At 41.9% G+C, this 16,642-nt stretch carries 14 protein-coding genes; 1 reads left to right on the forward strand and 13 read right to left on the reverse strand.

What is annotated here, in order from left to right; translation table 11 throughout:
* Positions 1 to 61: 61 nt before the first annotated feature.
* From HXT40_RS05165 to HXT40_RS05205, 9 genes are all read right to left on the reverse strand, one after another.
* Positions 62 to 1,480, reverse strand: a complete 1,419-nt coding sequence (locus HXT40_RS05165; protein ID WP_421777205.1) for a class I SAM-dependent RNA methyltransferase — start codon at positions 1,478 to 1,480, stop codon at positions 62 to 64.
* A gap of 80 nt (positions 1,481 to 1,560) precedes the next feature.
* Positions 1,561 to 2,412 carry a DUF3159 domain-containing protein gene (locus tag HXT40_RS05170; protein ID WP_240318290.1) on the reverse strand — a complete coding sequence of 284 codons (852 nt, stop codon included), beginning with the start codon at positions 2,410 to 2,412 and terminating at the stop codon, positions 1,561 to 1,563.
* A 24-nt stretch (positions 2,413 to 2,436) separates the two neighbouring features.
* Positions 2,437 to 3,201: a DUF3710 domain-containing protein gene (locus HXT40_RS05175; protein WP_102703420.1), complete on the reverse strand. Its 765-nt coding sequence runs from the start codon at positions 3,199 to 3,201 to the stop codon at positions 2,437 to 2,439.
* Between the two features lie 156 nt (positions 3,202 to 3,357).
* Positions 3,358 to 4,224, reverse strand: coding sequence for an exodeoxyribonuclease III (locus HXT40_RS05180; RefSeq protein WP_116440551.1), 867 nt, complete (start codon positions 4,222 to 4,224; stop codon positions 3,358 to 3,360).
* A 179-nt stretch (positions 4,225 to 4,403) separates the two neighbouring features.
* Positions 4,404 to 6,428, reverse strand: a complete 2,025-nt coding sequence (locus tag HXT40_RS05185) for a dipeptide ABC transporter ATP-binding protein (protein WP_033888614.1) — start codon at positions 6,426 to 6,428, stop codon at positions 4,404 to 4,406.
* A gap of 24 nt (positions 6,429 to 6,452) precedes the next feature.
* Entirely contained in the window at positions 6,453 to 7,445 is a 993-nt protein-coding gene (locus HXT40_RS05190; RefSeq protein ID WP_064621766.1) for an ABC transporter permease, read from the reverse strand.
* A 12-nt stretch (positions 7,446 to 7,457) separates the two neighbouring features.
* Positions 7,458 to 8,384, reverse strand: a complete 927-nt coding sequence (locus HXT40_RS05195) for an ABC transporter permease (protein WP_004105077.1) — start codon at positions 8,382 to 8,384, stop codon at positions 7,458 to 7,460.
* Between the two features lie 201 nt (positions 8,385 to 8,585).
* Entirely contained in the window at positions 8,586 to 10,214 is a 1,629-nt protein-coding gene (locus tag HXT40_RS05200) for a peptide ABC transporter substrate-binding protein (protein ID WP_004110383.1), read from the reverse strand.
* Between the two features lie 386 nt (positions 10,215 to 10,600).
* Positions 10,601 to 11,569: a tyrosine recombinase XerC gene (locus tag HXT40_RS05205; RefSeq protein ID WP_116440549.1), complete on the reverse strand. Its 969-nt coding sequence runs from the start codon at positions 11,567 to 11,569 to the stop codon at positions 10,601 to 10,603.
* Positions 11,570 to 11,654: 85 nt separating this feature from the next.
* Between HXT40_RS05205 and HXT40_RS05210 the strand changes: the two genes are divergently transcribed.
* Positions 11,655 to 11,948 carry a DUF6725 family protein gene (locus HXT40_RS05210; RefSeq protein WP_012913969.1) on the forward strand — a complete coding sequence of 98 codons (294 nt, stop codon included), beginning with the start codon at positions 11,655 to 11,657 and terminating at the stop codon, positions 11,946 to 11,948.
* 23 nt (positions 11,949 to 11,971) lie between these two features.
* Here the strand turns inward: HXT40_RS05210 and HXT40_RS05215 are convergent, their stop codons facing one another.
* The 4 genes from HXT40_RS05215 to typA all read right to left on the reverse strand — a co-directional run bounded on the left by HXT40_RS05215 (position 11,972) and on the right by typA (position 16,560).
* The gene (locus HXT40_RS05215) at positions 11,972 to 13,057 is read right to left on the reverse strand and encodes a prephenate dehydrogenase (protein ID WP_421777206.1); all 1,086 of its coding nucleotides are present in this window, start codon (positions 13,055 to 13,057) and stop codon (positions 11,972 to 11,974) included.
* Positions 13,051 to 14,046, reverse strand: a complete 996-nt coding sequence (locus HXT40_RS05220) for a prephenate dehydratase (protein WP_415690072.1) — start codon at positions 14,044 to 14,046, stop codon at positions 13,051 to 13,053. The genes HXT40_RS05215 and HXT40_RS05220 overlap by 7 nt, the downstream gene beginning before the upstream one ends.
* Before the next feature lie 137 nt (positions 14,047 to 14,183).
* Positions 14,184 to 14,591, reverse strand: a complete 408-nt coding sequence (locus HXT40_RS05225; RefSeq protein ID WP_041160476.1) for a hypothetical protein — start codon at positions 14,589 to 14,591, stop codon at positions 14,184 to 14,186.
* Positions 14,592 to 14,634: 43 nt separating this feature from the next.
* Positions 14,635 to 16,560 carry a translational GTPase TypA gene (gene typA, locus HXT40_RS05230; protein WP_064621387.1) on the reverse strand — a complete coding sequence of 642 codons (1,926 nt, stop codon included), beginning with the start codon at positions 16,558 to 16,560 and terminating at the stop codon, positions 14,635 to 14,637.
* Positions 16,561 to 16,642: the final 82 nt, after the last annotated feature.

The following is a 16,642-nucleotide window of genomic DNA, read 5'->3' on the forward strand; positions in this document are numbered from 1 at the left end:
CTAAACCTTTTAACGATAGCCCTCGCAAACCCCTGATACACAAGGGCAAAAATGCACCCACCTAATCAGCCTTTGACATCAATACGACACTCTCAACGTGGTGAGTGTTGGGATATATATCGAACGCACGCAAAGACTGAACGCTGTAACCAAGCTCCCTAAACGTGCCAACATCGCGAGCAAGACTGGTCGGATCGCAAGCAACATACACAACGCTTCTTGCTCCAGACTTCGCAATCTGCTTACAAACTTGAGCTTTAGCACCAGCGCGCGGAGGATCTAACACAACAACATCAGGATGCGCAAATCGGCGAACAATCTTAGACGACTTACTCGCCTTAAACACCTGCGATTCAAGCGTTTGCGCAACATCGCCTTCAAGCGCTTCAACAATATCTCTGCTAAGACCTGCGCGCCCAATGTTTCGCCTTGCATTCTTTACAGCAATCGGCGCACCCTCAATGCTAAGCACGCGAGCTGGCTCTGCAGAACCAACGGAACCTGCATCACCAGCAGAATCTCCGCCAACATTAGCCAAAGTCGCAAGAGGAATCGTAAACAAACCCGAACCAGAATACAAATCCCACAAAACAGTATTCTTAGTGCGCCCACCAAGTGCAGAACGAACTAATCCCAAAACGTAGTTCACCAAATGCTCTGGAGCTGCGCGATGAATCTGCCAAAAACCGCGCCCATCAACATCGTAATCAAAAGTACGCGCACGAGATAAATCTTCATTAACAGCAACTCGCACGCGCTCGCGCAACAATGCCGATCCTGCAACCAACTCATCATTTACTATAAGCGCATAATTTTCGCCAATCGCACTAAGAAGCGCAGCCTTATCGCCAGAAACACCAAAATCCAAACCATCAACCCTAGGCTCTGGAACAGCAAGACGAATTTGCGCATTTGGCGAAAAAGAACGATTCCACAAGTCCAAAGAATCCGCAACAGCCAAAACTGCGCGCGACGCAAGCGGCATAGTATCAATCGCAATGCGATCATGCGACTCGCGCTTACGCATAGACAATCGCCCTTCATCATCCGCAACCAACTCCATGCGCGTACGCCAATTAAACCCGTTAAGCTCCTCGTCCCCTGGCATGCGCTCAACACTAACATCGCTTTCCGCAACATCCATATGCGCTAAACGCTGGAATTGATTGGCAATTACGGAAGCCTTCCAACGAATCTGACCAGGCAAAGAAACGTGAATTAAATCCGCGCCGCCAACTCCGCCGCCCTGAGCCAAAGGACCAGCGAGCTTCCATTGCGGCTCCACACGATCCGCACTAGGCTCCAAAACTTCTACAACTTCGCCAGTAAAAAAGTGCGCTTTTGCACGCATCGGCTCATCCATGCGCACAACAACCAGCTCACCAGGAAGGGCAAATCGCACGAATACAACGCGTCCTTCGAGATGACCTACGCATCTACCTTGATCCGCATATCGCTCGATTCGCATCGTTACTTGCATGTACTACCCCTTAGTTTTGCGTTTTGTTAAGCTGATTCTCTAACGCTGATTTTCTAACGCTGATTTTTGTTAAGATGATTTTACTTCACTGAATTTACATCGTTTTCATCTTCGTCAATCTGCTTTTCTTCGCGATAATTTTCTTCGCGATTTTTATGGTGAAGACGCATAAACGGCGTTGCGATAATCAAGTAAGAAACCCAAATTGCGAGTGCCCAGAACGGCAATCCCATAATCAAGCGAACGGTACCAAGCCACACAACGTGATTCGTCAAATATAATGGCACTTGCAAAACGAGCCTCAGCACAAAAACAGCAATCCACAATCCTGTCACATACATATACGCTCGCTTAAGCGGCTTATAATCGAGCCATTCGTGAAGCCACGAGCCAAAGTTTTCCGTAGGCATTTTGCGAATTGACTCAATCACAAGCCCTAAAGCAGGCACGCGCACAATCAGCGAAATAGCAAGAAGCACACCATAAACAGCGTTCGTAATAAAGCCCATCATATAGTAGTCGCGCGCTTGGTGACTCGTCCACACCCAAACAAGGCAGATTCCAATGGAAACAAGCCCACTAATTGCTCCCATAAGCGATTGCCTTTGAATAAGACGAATCACAACTTGCAAAACAGCAATCACAGCTGCAACAATAACCGTTGTTTGCACATTTCGTGTTACAACGAAGCAAATAACAAACAGCAAGCCTGGAAGCATGGATTCGATTACGCCTCGAACGCCACCCATTGAATCAATTACAGAAAATGTAGATCCTTCGGCTCCAATTGAAGCCAATGTCGCTAGTCCTGAGCGTTTTTTGGTTTGCGCAGAATCGTTGGTTTGCGCAGAATCGTTAAGTTTTACTGCATTTGAAAACTCTTGCGAAGAAAACTCTTCTTCGGATTTCTGTAAAGATTCTTGTGAATCCATTCAATTAACTTTCTACTATTTGCATTATCTAATTTCAGCAAACATTGGACCGCGTGTAAGCGTAGTTTTTACTTCTACTTGTTGGTCGTAACCTAATGGTTTATCGTCTTTTTTTAGTGCATTATTAGCATCTTCATCAGACGTATTATTTTCCCCATCTTTACCGCTATTTTCTGCATTTAAAGCAGCTTCTTTTTCTTCTCTAGTTACTGGATCATGCATAGGAATAAAATCGCGAGGCGCAAGCGGCTCTTCACCACGATTTACAACAATCCCCTTAAACCATTCGTCTAATTGTTTTGTTTCGTTATTATTATCTGCAAGCTCTGTTGCTGCAGGTCCAGAGAATACTCCGCGAAGCATCCACCTAGGACCATCAACGCCAACAATACGCGTTGTAATGGTTTTTTCTCCAACTTTTACAGGTAACAGTAGCTCAGTACCAAATTCGCCTTGTACTGTACACGCTTGACTATTACCATCAAGCAAATCTTTGCACACTTCTAGCCAAATACCAGATGTTTTAGGCGCAGCAAAAGCTTCAACTTCTACGCTTGAAGAACCATAAGTTACTGTCATACCAAGAACTTGCGATGTTTCATGCTGCTTTTTTACTCGCAACTCAATGCCTTGAAAATATGGGATATAGATTGAACCAAAATCTAGATAATCGCTAAAATCAGGAGCATCTTCATCATTGAAATCCCATGGACCAGTTTTTACCTCTACGATTTTGTCTTCAACTTTTGAAGATTTTTCTTCTTCATGTCGGCCAAATAACCAACCCATTATTCCTCATTTCTTAAAACAACAAGCACAACAATAAGCATAATGCTAATCGTCGTAAATTGCTCAACTTCACCAGATTATCATAAACAAAGCACTGAAAATATGCATATGAGCAAATGCTATTACTTTATTTATTTCAGTTAATGTGATTAATAATCACACACCGTATTTTATGGTTAAAGGCGCGTGATCCGACCATCTTGCCTCATAACTTTCAGCACGATCGATCACAAATCCGCGAGCGCTTTCCGCAATTTCAGGAGTTGCGAACTGGTAGTCTAATCTCCAGCCAACGTTATTGTCGAAAGCTTTACCGCGCTGACTCCACCAAGTGTATGGTCCTTGAATATCTCCTGCAAGCATGCGCATAACGTCCACAAATTCATATTCGTTAATCCAGCGATCAATATAAGCGCGTTCCTCTGGCAAGAATCCTGCACTTTTTTCATTAGCCTTAGCGTTTTTAATATCAAGTGAAGTATGCGCAATATTAAAGTCACCGCACAAAATCGCTTGATTTCCGCCACTTGCTGCAATATTTCGAAGCTCCCCCAAGCGTATAAGCATTGTGTCTAAAAAGCGGAATTTTTGTTGCATTTTTTGCGGATCGTCCACATTTCCAGCATGAACATACACAGAAGCAATAGTAATTTCATACCCTTCAGGGGTACGCACGTCAGTTTCAACCCATCGCCCAGAATCAACATCCTCACTTAAACCAGGCAAACCGTAGCGTTTTTCAACTACAGGAAGAGACGTAACTAGAGCTACTCCAGCTCGACCTTTTACACGGCAAACTTCATTTGTATAAGTAAAATTATCGTTTTTTATAGAATTTACGATATTTTCAGACGTACAATATCCCATTTCAATTTTTGTCATAATTGGGTCGATTGCATCCTGCGGAGCGCGCACTTCTTGCATACACCACACGTCTGGAGTATGCGCGTCAGACCAGTTAAGCATACCTTTGCGCTCAGCTGCACGAATACCGTTTAAATTCGAAGTCGTAATTGTAATCATGTAATCAACTCTAATATGTACACAACACAAACAGCTCCACCACTAAGCAACAGACATAAATCACGCAACCAACACAGATTACAAGTTATGGATTACTCAACCAATAAACACGGAATTAATAGAAAAATAAAAAGGTGCAGGTTTTATAGAATCTGCACCTTTTTATCAGCTTGTACTATTTAGTCTAAACCAAGTTCCAAATTTCCTCCTGGAATTGCATCAAGCAAATCGCGAGTGTATTCCATCTGTGGATGATCGAATACCTCATCTGTAGTTGCATGCTCAACAAGCTTTCCATGCTGCATAACAACAACTTCGTCTGCAATCTGACGAACGACAGCCAAATCGTGTGTGATGAACAAATAGCTCAAACCACGCTCCGCCTGCAAATCGTTAAGCAAGTGCAAAACCTGATCTTGCACAAGCACATCCAAAGCAGATACAGCTTCATCGCAAACTATAACATCTGGGTCCAAAGCCATAGCACGAGCAATCGCAATTCGTTGACGCTGTCCTCCAGAAAGTTCGTTCGGGAATCGAGTCATAACTGAAGCAGGCATACGAACCATGTCTAGAAGCTCTACCACACGGTTTTTACGACTCTTTTTATCACCAATCTTATGAATACGCAAAGGTTCTTCAATTGAACGATAAATTGAGTACATAGGATCCAAAGAACCATACGGATTCTGGAAAACTGGCTGCACATGGCGACGGAAGTCAAGCAAATCCGAACCCTTTAAATCGGAAATATTCTTACCTTCGTAAGTAACAGTTCCACTTGTTGGCTTAAGAAGTCGCAAAACCATATTCGCAACAGTAGATTTACCTGAACCAGATTCACCAACGATAGCTAACGTCGTACCACGCTTAATAGAGAATGAAACGTCGTCAACAGCCTTAAAAAGCTCTTTCTTGCGAGGAAGCTTAAACTCACGAGTTAAGTGATCCACAGTAATAATATGCTCACTTTTTTCGAGAGTTTGCTCACCTACTACATGATGCTCAAGCAAGTTATCAGCGTTACCACCGTGTTCTTTAACAGAAATAATGCGCTGAGAAGCTAAGCTTGGAGCGGCAGCAACAAGTCTCTTTGTATACGGATGCTGAGGATGCTGCAAAACTTCCAACGATGGGCCAGACTCAACAACACGACCCTTATACATAACAACAACATGCTGCGCGCGAGAGGCAGCCAAACCTAAATCGTGTGTAATGAAGAGAACAGAAGTTCCGAGCGAATCAGTTAGTGTATGCAAATGGTCAAGAATACGCTTTTGCACAGTAACATCCAAAGCGGAAGTTGGCTCATCTGCAATAAGCAAGTCCGGTCGGCAAGCCAAACCAATAGCAATCAAAGCGCGCTGACGCATACCACCGGAAAACTCATGTGGGAACTGACGTGCACGAGTTGCAGCATCTGGCAAACCAGCTTCATCGAGCAAACCAGCAATACGATCTTCAACGCTTGCACCTACAACATACTTTTTGGCAATTTCCCAAGCTTTGTCGTCATTTACACCATATTTGATTAAATCGTCTGCTACGCGCCAACGAGTTTCAGAGCCTGGAACCCACTCTTTCTTGTAGTAATCAATAGCTTCATTGAACTTTTCAGCATCGTTATGCTCATCAAGCCCAACTTCTTTCAAAGCTTTCTTAGCAACTTCAATCAAATCTGGTAATTCTTTAGAGCCAAGGAATGTTTCATCCTCATTGCTTTTGACTTGAACAGAATCGCCTGCAAGAGCCTCAGCTAATGAAGAACGCTTCTCGTGATCAACGTCAACACCATTTGCGATTAATGCTTCTTTAACTTGTTCGCCAATACGCCACACAGGGTTCAAGTTGCTCATAGGATCCTGCGGAACTAGGCCCATTGCAGTACCACGCAAGGCAGCAATCTCTTTTGGCTTCAAACTGCTAATTTCTTTACCCTTGAGCTTAATAGATCCACCTGTAACATGACCGGTTCCAGGAAGAAGACCAAGAACAGCCATTGCAGAAGTGGACTTTCCTGAACCAGATTCACCTACAATTGCAACCCACTGACCAGGATAAACACAGAAGCTAGCATCTCTAACAGCATGAACAGCTTTTTTTGAGTCTGTTGTGAAATCAACCTGGAGATTTTTTACTTCCAACAATGGCCCTTGCTCTAGCTGCATGGCGCGAATGTCTATATCTTTACGTGTTGTATTCATAAGTTTTATTCCTCCACGCTAAATTCACGCCTTACGGCTCTTCGGATCTAATGCATCCTTTACAGCATCACCCATCATAATAAAGGCGAGCACAGTAATTGCGAGTGCAATAGACGGATAGAACAAGACTTCTGGGTTCGTAGTAAGAACATTTCTAGCGGTAGAAATATCTCCACCCCAGCTGACAGTAGTACTTGGTAAACCAATTCCAAGGAAGCTTAATGTTGCTTCCAACACAATATAAGTTCCAAGCGAAGTTGTTCCAACAACAATGATTGGAGCCAAAGAGTTCGGGATAATGTGTTTGAAAAGATTACGTATTGGAGTAGATCCTAAAGCAGTAGATGCGGTATTGAATTCAAGATTTTTTGATTCCATAACAGCGCTTCGTGCAATACGAGCAACGCTAACCCATCCAAAAAGCACCATAACAAGCACAATTTTCCAAATTGATTTAGATGTACGGAACATTTGTAAAACTACGATTGCACCAAGAAGCATTGGTAAAGCCAAGAAGATATCAGTTATTCGGCTGAGAATAGTATCAACCCAGCCTCCGAAGAATCCTGCTAACGCACCAATTAAAGAACCAACAAGTACAACCAAAATAGTTGCAAGCAAACCAACACTTAGCGATGTACGAGTACCATAAACAACTCGAGCATAAATATCGCAACCTTGCATATCAAAACCAAATGGATGCGCGGCTGAAGCTGGCTCAAGAGAGTGTTCCAAAACGCAATAATTAGGATTGTGCTTTGTAAGAATGCTTGGGAAGAACGCAACAAAAATAATTGCAATAATCAAAATTGCAGAAACAATAAACAATGGATTCCTGCGCAAAGTTCTCCAAGTATCTGCCCACATACTCGTTGCAGCAGCGGATTCGTCTACGGAATCCACTTCTTGAATAGGCGTATCGTCTAATGGTGCAACGTAGCGTTCTTGCCCCGGTAATATATCGCAATTTGAAGCATTATTTGCAATCAAATCATTTTTCATCAAATTATCTTCCATAGTGTACTCCCCTCACGCGTAACGAATGCGCGGATCAAGAGCCGCGTACAACATATCAACAAGAAAATTGCTAAATACAAATATCAATGTCAAAAGCGTGACAATGGAAACAACAAGGTTTCCTTCTCCTTTTAGAATCCCTTGATATGTGAGGAATCCAACGCCATGAATGTTGAAGATCGTTTCCGAAATCATTGCACCGCCCATAAGAGCACCCAAATCCTGACCTAAGAAGGTGACGACAGGTATAAGCGAGTTGCGCAAAACGTGACGAACAATAACAGAGCCTTCTTTTAAGCCCTTTGCACGAGCTGTACGCACATAATCGAGCGAAATATTTGAAGAAATTTCAGATCTTGTAAGTCGAATGATATACGCCATAGACACAGAACCAAGAACCATTGCAGGAAGAAGCAAATCGAAGAATCCAGGATCGTTACTAGCTGTAACTGGTAATATGCGCCATTTAACACCAAATAAGTATTGTCCTACGAAACCTGTCACAAATGTTGGAACAGAAATAAGAAGAAGAGATACAACCAGAATCACACTGTCATACCACTTGCCTTTCTTCAAACCTGAAATTATGCCAAATATGACACCAAATATTGCCTCGAAAGCGAATGCCATAATTGCTAGTTGAACAGTAACCGGGAATGCACGACCAATTTCATCGATAACTGGTTGACCTGCAAAAGTATGACCAAAATCGAGGGTAAGAGCATTCTTTAAGAAAAGTAAATATTGAATAATAAATGGTTTATCTAAGTTATACTCGGCTCGTATTTGTGCAGCCACTGCAGGATTAACAGGTTTTTCTCCAAACATTGCTTTTACTGGGTCTCCAGGCAAAGCAAATACTAAAGCATAAACTAATAATGTTGTGCCGAGAACAACAGGAATCATCTGCAAAATACGACGCAGAATGTACTTACCCATCGAATTCTCCTTGAATTGTTAAAACTTACTCAAAAAACAACAAAGTGCCGCTCCAGCTCAATAGTTTTATTTAACTAGTTTAGCTGGAGCAGCAATTTCGCAATAAGCGATATTAAATTATTAAGAGGAACCAACTAGTGTTACCTACTAACTTTCTAAAAAGTATGTAACACTATGCTGTTTTCTTAATTAGCTACCAGCTTATTTGTGAAGCTGATAGTACAGCGGCATATTCTGCCAATCCATTGTGAAGCCCTTCAAAGTTGGAACCATCACAGCCTTAGCGTTCGAGTAGAACAATGGGACAGATGGAAGATCCTCAAGAAGGATTTCGTTTGCTTGCTGATAGAGCTTAATAGCCTCTTCTGGCTTAGCAGATGCAGCTTTCTTAAGTAAATCGTCGAACTTTGGATTCTTATAATCACCTTCGTTGGAACCATTGCCATCAGCTGCAACGGAAGCAAATTCCTGAGTCAAGTAATTTTCTGCACTTGGATAATCTGGCATCCAACCTGCACGCCATGCACCCTTAATCTGACGCTTAGCGCAAGCATTACGGAATTCCTGGAATGTAGGAATTGGAGTGGTCTCAGCCTTGATTCCAAGATTATTCTTGAGGGAATTCACAACAGCATCAAACACAGACTTTGCATTTCCATCGGCATTGTAGGAGAAAGTAAGAGATCCATCATACTTAGAAATCTTATCTGCCTTAGCCCAAAGTTCCTTAGCTTTCTTTGCATTAAATTCTACGTTCTCATGACCCTTAAGATCAGCCTTATAGCCTGGAGTCAATGGAGAAGTAAATTCGTTCGCAGGAGAAGCAGTGCCATTGAGAATCTTGTTGATAATCACCTTACGGTCTATAGCCATAGAAATAGCTTGACGACGAAGCTTACCTTCTTCAGTCTTTACATCAAAGTGCGGGAGACTTGAAGGAATAGTGAACTGTTGGATTACAGAACCTGGACGGTTGTAAGCCTTAACAGTTGTATCTTTCTGGAAAGTCTTAGTTTGGGTATCTGGAATATTATCAGTCATATCGAGGTTTCCAGCCTGCACATCGCGGTATGCAGCGTTACCATCTGTATAAACCTTGAAAGTTACGCCATCATTCTGAGCCTTACGTGGACCATCGTAATCTGGGTTCTTCACAACTTCAATCTGCTTGTTGTGATCCCAAGACTTGAACAAGTATGGACCAGAAGAAACAGGCTTTTCGCCATAAGCCTTTGGATCCTTGTAGAAGGATTCCGGAAGTGGAGCAAATGCCAAGTAGCCAACCTTAATTGGGAATACAGAATCTGGCTGTTCCAAATCAACGGTAAAAGTATTTTCATCAACAACCTTCAAACCAGAAAGCTGTTCGTCACCCTTAGTACCATCCTTCTGCAAATCAGCATAACCCTTAATGGTTTGGAAGAAGGAAGCACACTTCTGAGCATTCTTAGCGTTAGCGACGAAGCTCCAAGCTTTCACAAAGCTTTCGGCTGTAATAGGAGTGCCATCGCTGAACTTCTTTCCTTTCTTAACCTTCACGGTGTACTGGGTAGCATCAGCATTTGGAGTGATGCTTTCAGCATCCTCATTCACAGGATTACCTTTTTCATCGAAAGTTACCAACGTGGAATTAACCAACATGGCAGGACGAGCGCCAGCATTTTCGTTAATATTTCCAGGGACTAATTCGTTTTGTGGCTCAGAGTTTGAAACGGTAATAATAACCTTGCCACCGTTTGTTTGTGCATTCTTAGCGGAAGAGCCACAGCCACCAAGTAACATTGCCAGCGAGCAGGCAGCAGCAGCGAAAGCCAAAGCCTTATTCTTCATATATTTTTCTCCTAACGTCTGGTAGGCAGGATTGTCATATCACAAAAAAGCCAAACATCAGCTAAAACATAAAAATCCATCCGGTTTTTATTGCCAGATGGATTCTCGCAAGCCAATGACGAGGCCTCTTCGTTGATTAAAATTCAATGATACGTATTTTTACAAACAATGCAATAGTAAAAGAAAATTGAAAAAAATATTGTATATTAGTAATAATTAATTATTTAAGTCTAGATTTAATTATAAATACCGAAAATTTTATTATTTATATAGTAAAATTTATTGTTTTTTATAGATATATGTATATTACAAAAATGTAAATTAACATATTTATTATGTAAAAAACATGTTAAATATGAATAATTGAATGTTTAAAACATTTACTATCATGCACGCGGAAAAGCTTGAGAATACTTACGTTTTAAAGATTCAATAGAAACATGAGTGTAACGCTGAGTAGTATTAAGCGATGAATGACCCAATAATTCCTGCACTTCGCGTAAATCTGCCCCTCCATTCAACATATGCGTAGCAGCACTATGCCGCAAAGCATGAGGAGAAATATCCGGAACATGCGCACTTTTAGCCTCGTCATGCACAATCTGCCTTACCAAACGCTGATCAATACGCTTTCCGCGAGTACCAAGAAATACTGCCTCTTCAACAGAATTTCGCAATAAAATTTCTCGTCCATCTTTAGAAATCCAAGCAGATAAAGCTTTATAAGCAGGAACCCCAAAAGGCACAACACGCTGCTTATTTCCCTTACCAGTAACTTTTATAGTGTGCGAGGAAAAATTAATATCCTGAATATTTAAACTAGTAAGCTCACCAACACGAATACCAGTCGCATATAAAAGCTCCAGAATTGCAGCATTGCGAAGTCCTATAGCTTTCTGATTTTTGGGACACGAAGTTGAAACATTAGCTTTAGAATCAACATTATTCATTAATGATTCTGCTTGATATTCATCCAAAACAGATGGCAGCATATTTTTAATTTTTGGCGTCATTAAAATTTCTGCAGGATTACCGCTTATGTATTCAACATGCTGACACCACGCAAAAAAACCACGCACCGCAACTACTTTGCGAGCCAAACTTGAACGCGCATGACTTCGCGACTCATCAGCCATCCACGAACGCAAATCATCCGTAGTAAGCTCCGAAATATTATTAAATCCGTGCCGATTACACCATGCTAAACATTGCAAAATATCACTGGCATAAGCTTTCTGCGTGCGTTCACCCAAGCCTTTATTAGCACGAACATAATCAATATAATCATCTATTAAACTCATATATTTAGAAGGTAAGCCTAAGAAATTTTCAGAAACAAATTTATTGTTGCTCATACTTAACTCACCCTTCCATAAAAGTTTAAAACAAAACGTTTGCCATATACTTCAGTCACATGCATAATACAACAAGGAGCATGTTATGAACACACAAACACGGAATTTAACTACACTACCACAGCAAATACCTGCAGGCTCGCGCATAGTAGTAAGAACTTACAAAATTATAGAAGACAATAACAATGGAACACAAAAAATCGAGTATCATGATGCAATTGGGCACGTACTCGAGTGGGACGGGGTAATGCTTCATTTACTTCGAGATCCTGCAGCAAACGGCACTAGAGCTGCCGAAGAAATGTTCATTGATGCCAAAACTATTTACCGTTTAAAGCCAATCCCAGAACGCAAATTCCAAAAGCCGCTTAGTCTGTAGAATTGTCTGATAAGGAGCAAGTTTTACACATTTCTCAAGGAAGCATCTGAGCGCAATAGCAGTTGCGAAGATTCGTTGATGTTAAATCCGGAAAGTTCAACAATGGATTCTCCTAAGCGCGCGGATTCTAATAATTCCTGCTGCCAATTGATTTGAGAATCATACTTCCACAATCTGCTATTTGCAGCATCGCTTTGTTGCATACTAGTTTTAGACGAGTTGCGCTGCAAGTATTTATATTCTCTCCAAGATTGAGCTTTAGCAAAAAACTCTTGCTCTAAAGCATCCGCGGTTTCAACATCATTATCTAACATATTTGCAGCAAAAGTTAGCTCAGAAATTACGGAACGCAATAATTTCGCAGTATTATGCCGATTTTCACTTACCATAGCACGAGTGCGTTGAGGATCAGTAAGAGCAACTCGTGTCATATCTCGCCAGGAACCTGCAGATAGTTGTAAAGCAATAGCACGATTAGATTGTTCACATAATACGTTTGCAAGAGCTGTTGCAACAACATGAGGCATATGAGAAATAAGAGCTGCAGAATTATCGTGCGTTGCATCATCCAAAACTATTGCGCGATTCTCGCATAGCGAAACAATCATTTGCAAAATATTTCTAACTCGCCAAAACTCAGTAGAATCATCAACAGTTAAAGCCCACAAAGCACCATTTAAAAGCTCACCACTAGAAGCTTTCCAACCAGTAAATTCACTACCAGCCATCGGATGCGCACCAACGTAGCAATCTTGCAAACCTGCTGCAGCAACCTGATTTCTAACTAAAGTTTTTACGCTACCAACATCGCTAATAGTTGTGCAAGATTTGTCAATATAAGGTGCAACTTCATGCAAAATACTTGGCATAGCGGCTAAAGCATTGCATAAAATCAAAACATTTGGACGAAGTTTAGCTAAATCTTGCACATTGTCTACGCAAGTAATTCCTAAACTTTTAGCTTCGTCATAAGGCTCATTATGACGATTCCATGCATATACGTTGCAATTTGCCAGTTTAGCAAGTCGTTTTGCAAGAGATCCACCAATAAGACCAAGACCTACAATACCAACAGAAAAATTTTGAGAAAATTCAGCATCGTCTACCATAATAATTCTCTTTCTGCACGCATTACGTTCAAATTACGTAAAGCATCAACTGAAGGTTCAACGCACACTCCACCATGAGGTAGCATCCAATCATCCATCACCGGATTCTTGCGTTTATCAGAAGAATACACTGCTAAAACTCGAACCCAATCACCATGTTCAACAACCTCTTGAATCATAGCTTTACACGTAGAATCCCAAGGAGCAGCATCAACAGTTGCAATAAAACTGTATAAACCGCCTCGCCCTTTAATCGGTCTAGACATAAAGGAAGTCATATTAAGACCATGATCACGCACAACATCAAGCAAATTTGCTAACACTCCAGCACCTGTGCAACGCGGAATAAATGCAATAATTGAGGAAAATGATGAAAAGTTTTCTCGCTGCACATTAACAAAATCTAAAGCCTGATCTCGAGGAGCTAGCACTAAAAACTCAGTTCGCGCGCCAGAAAAATCTTCAACTGCTTCACTCACAATCTGCCTATTGTATAAATCAGCACAAATTTTAGGGCATAAAGCAACTTCTCCAGGAACTAAATCCCTACAAGCAGCAGCATTTGAAGACGCAGTTTTTTCTTTCAATCCACGCTCTTGAGCAAACTTACGACATTGTGCCAACGCGTGAGGGTGAGCAACAATAGTAGAACAGTTATCGATTGAATCTGACTTGCAAATAACAGCATCAAAACTAATATCGACGCCTATTCGAGTAATACCAACCATATTTTTTGCATCAATGAGTAAATCTAAATTAGGTATTACAACGCCTTCAATATTGTTTTCCCACGCAATAACACCCCAATGGTGATGCTCTTCGATTTCACTAGCAATACTAAGAACATTCTCGCAAGCAATTGGAATAAGTCGCAAATTCTCAAATGATTGTAACTGCTGCTGAACTTTTAAAGCTGCTTGATGAGTAAAAGAACCTTCCGGCCCTAAATAGCATAATTTACGTGAGAACTTACTGTTACTACTATTCATAAGTATTCCTTAAAAACTGTTGCAGTTAAGAATATTGTAATCAAGACTACTGTAAAAAATACTGCTTAATACTTCTTTGTATGCAAAATTCACAGCGAAGTCACGCTTAAATTATTGCAAATTCTTTGCTCATTTCACTATTCAATAACAAACCAACGCTGAGGCATACAAAGCAAGACTAAGTGAGCAACAAGAACGCCGTAAAGCCAAAAATATCCAACATATTGCGAACACCATGGCAACGGTATTGTGAAACCAACAGGTACTAGAATTGCACTGCCAATAAAATCTAATGCGAGAATCCAAGCAAACGCGGAGAAAACTATTGCGTGAATAAGTAATCCACTCCAACCACTACGAGATCTTGCACACCAAGCAGACAAAAACAGCAAAAGCATAGATAATACGAATCCGTAAGGAATGTTATCCATTGCACCGCAGCGATGAGCAAAAGTACCAATCAACGCGCATATTACTGCAGAAACACACGTGGTCGCATACCTGCCCCACGAAGGCAAGCGATGCGACCACGGTTTCGACGACATAATAAAACCTAACGTTCCATTACTAATTGGTATATTGCGATTATCATGCAGCGTTGTTGTTTTGACGACGCTGCTTAGCACGCCACTTATACCATTCGTCACGGCTCAAAATAATCTTGCGCACGCGAATTGCTTCAGGTGTAACTTCCACGCATTCGTCTTCGTTAGCAAAGTCAAGAGACTCTTCCAAGCTCATCTTGATTGGCGGAGTCAAGGTCTCGAGAACATCAGCGGTTGAAGAACGCATGTTAGTCATGTGCTTAGCAAGCGTAATGTTTACATCCAGCTCATCTGGCTTGTTGTTAATACCAACGATTTGTCCTTCGTAAACTGGGCTTTGTGGATCAACGAAGAATACGCCACGAGCTTGCAAACGCTGCATAGCATAAGGAGTTGCAACACCCTTGCGGTCACAAACCATGGAACCATTCTGACGAGTCACAATCTGACCAGCCCATGGAGCATAACCGGCGGAAATAGAGCTTGCAATACCAGTTCCGCGAGTAGCAGAAAGCAAAGCAGTGCGGAAACCGATAAGACCACGCGAAGGAACAGTAAATTGCAAACGAACCCAACCAGAACCGTGGTTGCTCATAGAATCCATGCGACCCTTGCGATCAGCCATAAGCTGAGTGACGGTACCCATGTACTCTTCTGGGACGTCAATTGTAGTGCTTTCCATAGGCTCATTAATTTGACCATCAATAGTCTTGGTAACAACCTGAGGACGACCAACTGTAAGCTCGTAGCCTTCGCGACGCATCTGCTCAGCTAGCACAGCCAAAGCAAGCTCGCCACGACCTTGAACTTCCCAAGCATCTGGACGCTCAGTTGGAATAACCTTAATAGAAACGTTACCAATAAGCTCGCGATCCAAACGATCCTTAATCATACGAGCAGTAAGCTTATGATCTTTGCCTTCAGTACCGGCAAGAGGAGAATCGTTTACTCCGAAAGTCATAGAAATTGCAGGATCGTCGACATGAATTAATGGAAGCGGCTTTGGATCGTTTTGGTCAACGATAGTTTCGCCAATCATAATGTCGTTTACGCCAGCAACAGCAACAATGTCGCCAGGACCTGCAGAAGCTACAGGAGTGCGCTCCAAACCTTGAGTGCGAAGAAGCTCAGAAACACGGAAGTTTTCAATGGAACCGTCGACGCGAGAAAGACCGTAAGTCTTGCCCTTTTCCAAAGTTCCGTTGTAAATTCGCACTAAACCGAGACGACCCAAGAAGTCAGAGGAATCAATGTTTGCAACATGAGCTTGAAGAGGAGCGCCTTCTTCGTATTCAGGAGCTGGAATGTTCGAAATAATAGAATCAAACAATGGCTCCAAATTATCGTTATCTGGCAAACCACCATTTTCAGGCTGATTAACAGAAGCATAACCAGCTTTAGCAGCGCAATAAATTACTGGCAAATCAAGCAAAGCGTCGAGATCGAGGTCAATACCTTCCTCGACAACATCCTGAGCCAAGCCAAGAAGCAAATCTGTAGATTCGCCAACAACTTCTTCAATACGAGCATCTGGACGATCTACCTTATTTACGCACAAAATAACAGGAAGCTTAGCTTCCAAAGCTTTACGAAGCACAAAGCGAGTCTGTGGAAGAGGACCTTCAGAAGCGTCAACCAACAAAACAACGCCGTCAACCATAGAGATACCACGCTCGACCTCACCACCGAAATCAGCGTGACCTGGAGTATCAATAACGTTAATAGTGATACCTTCTGGATGACCATACTTTTCAGCTAATGGACCTGTGTACTGCACAGCAGTGTTCTTAGCAAGAATAGTAATGCCCTTTTCGCGTTCCAAATCATTGGAATCCATAACGCGATCTGGAACTTCTTCACGCTCAGAAAATACGTGCGACTGCTGAAGCATGGCGTTTACCAGAGTGGTCTTACCGTGGTCTACGTGCGCCACAATTGCCACATTTCGAATATCACCGCGAACAGTCATCACAAACCTCTTCCATTCTTCGCGTTTAAGTAATTATTAACATGCAACCGCTTAAGCTATAAATATCGGCTGAAACAGTAGC

This window comes from Gardnerella sp. DNF01180P (assembly GCF_049244205.1).
In the GTDB taxonomy this organism is placed as follows: Bacteria; Actinomycetota; Actinomycetes; order Actinomycetales; family Bifidobacteriaceae; genus Bifidobacterium; species Bifidobacterium swidsinskii.

Bases quoted from the DNA above. Each gene is read 5' to 3' on its own strand.
- HXT40_RS05195 (WP_004105077.1), bottom strand. From the start codon at position 8,384: ATGGGTAAGTACATTCTGCGTCGTATTTTGCAGATGATTCCTGTTGTT.
- HXT40_RS05170 (WP_240318290.1), bottom strand. From the start codon at position 2,412: ATGGATTCACAAGAATCTTTACAGAAATCCGAAGAAGAGTTTTCTTCG.
- HXT40_RS05175 (WP_102703420.1), bottom strand. From the start codon at position 3,201: ATGGGTTGGTTATTTGGCCGACATGAAGAAGAAAAATCTTCAAAAGTT.
- HXT40_RS05185 (WP_033888614.1), bottom strand. From the start codon at position 6,428: ATGAATACAACACGTAAAGATATAGACATTCGCGCCATGCAGCTAGAG.
- HXT40_RS05200 (WP_004110383.1), bottom strand. From the start codon at position 10,214: ATGAAGAATAAGGCTTTGGCTTTCGCTGCTGCTGCCTGCTCGCTGGCA.
- HXT40_RS05205 (WP_116440549.1), bottom strand. From the start codon at position 11,569: ATGAGCAACAATAAATTTGTTTCTGAAAATTTCTTAGGCTTACCTTCT.
- HXT40_RS05190 (WP_064621766.1), bottom strand. From the start codon at position 7,445: ATGGAAGATAATTTGATGAAAAATGATTTGATTGCAAATAATGCTTCA.
- HXT40_RS05210 (WP_012913969.1), top strand. From the start codon at position 11,655: ATGAACACACAAACACGGAATTTAACTACACTACCACAGCAAATACCT.
- typA (WP_064621387.1), bottom strand. From the start codon at position 16,560: ATGACTGTTCGCGGTGATATTCGAAATGTGGCAATTGTGGCGCACGTA.
- HXT40_RS05180 (WP_116440551.1), bottom strand. From the start codon at position 4,224: ATGATTACAATTACGACTTCGAATTTAAACGGTATTCGTGCAGCTGAG.
- HXT40_RS05215 (WP_421777206.1), bottom strand. From the start codon at position 13,057: ATGGTAGACGATGCTGAATTTTCTCAAAATTTTTCTGTTGGTATTGTA.
- HXT40_RS05220 (WP_415690072.1), bottom strand. From the start codon at position 14,046: ATGAATAGTAGTAACAGTAAGTTCTCACGTAAATTATGCTATTTAGGG.
- HXT40_RS05225 (WP_041160476.1), bottom strand. From the start codon at position 14,591: ATGTCGTCGAAACCGTGGTCGCATCGCTTGCCTTCGTGGGGCAGGTAT.
- HXT40_RS05165 (WP_421777205.1), bottom strand. From the start codon at position 1,480: ATGCAAGTAACGATGCGAATCGAGCGATATGCGGATCAAGGTAGATGC.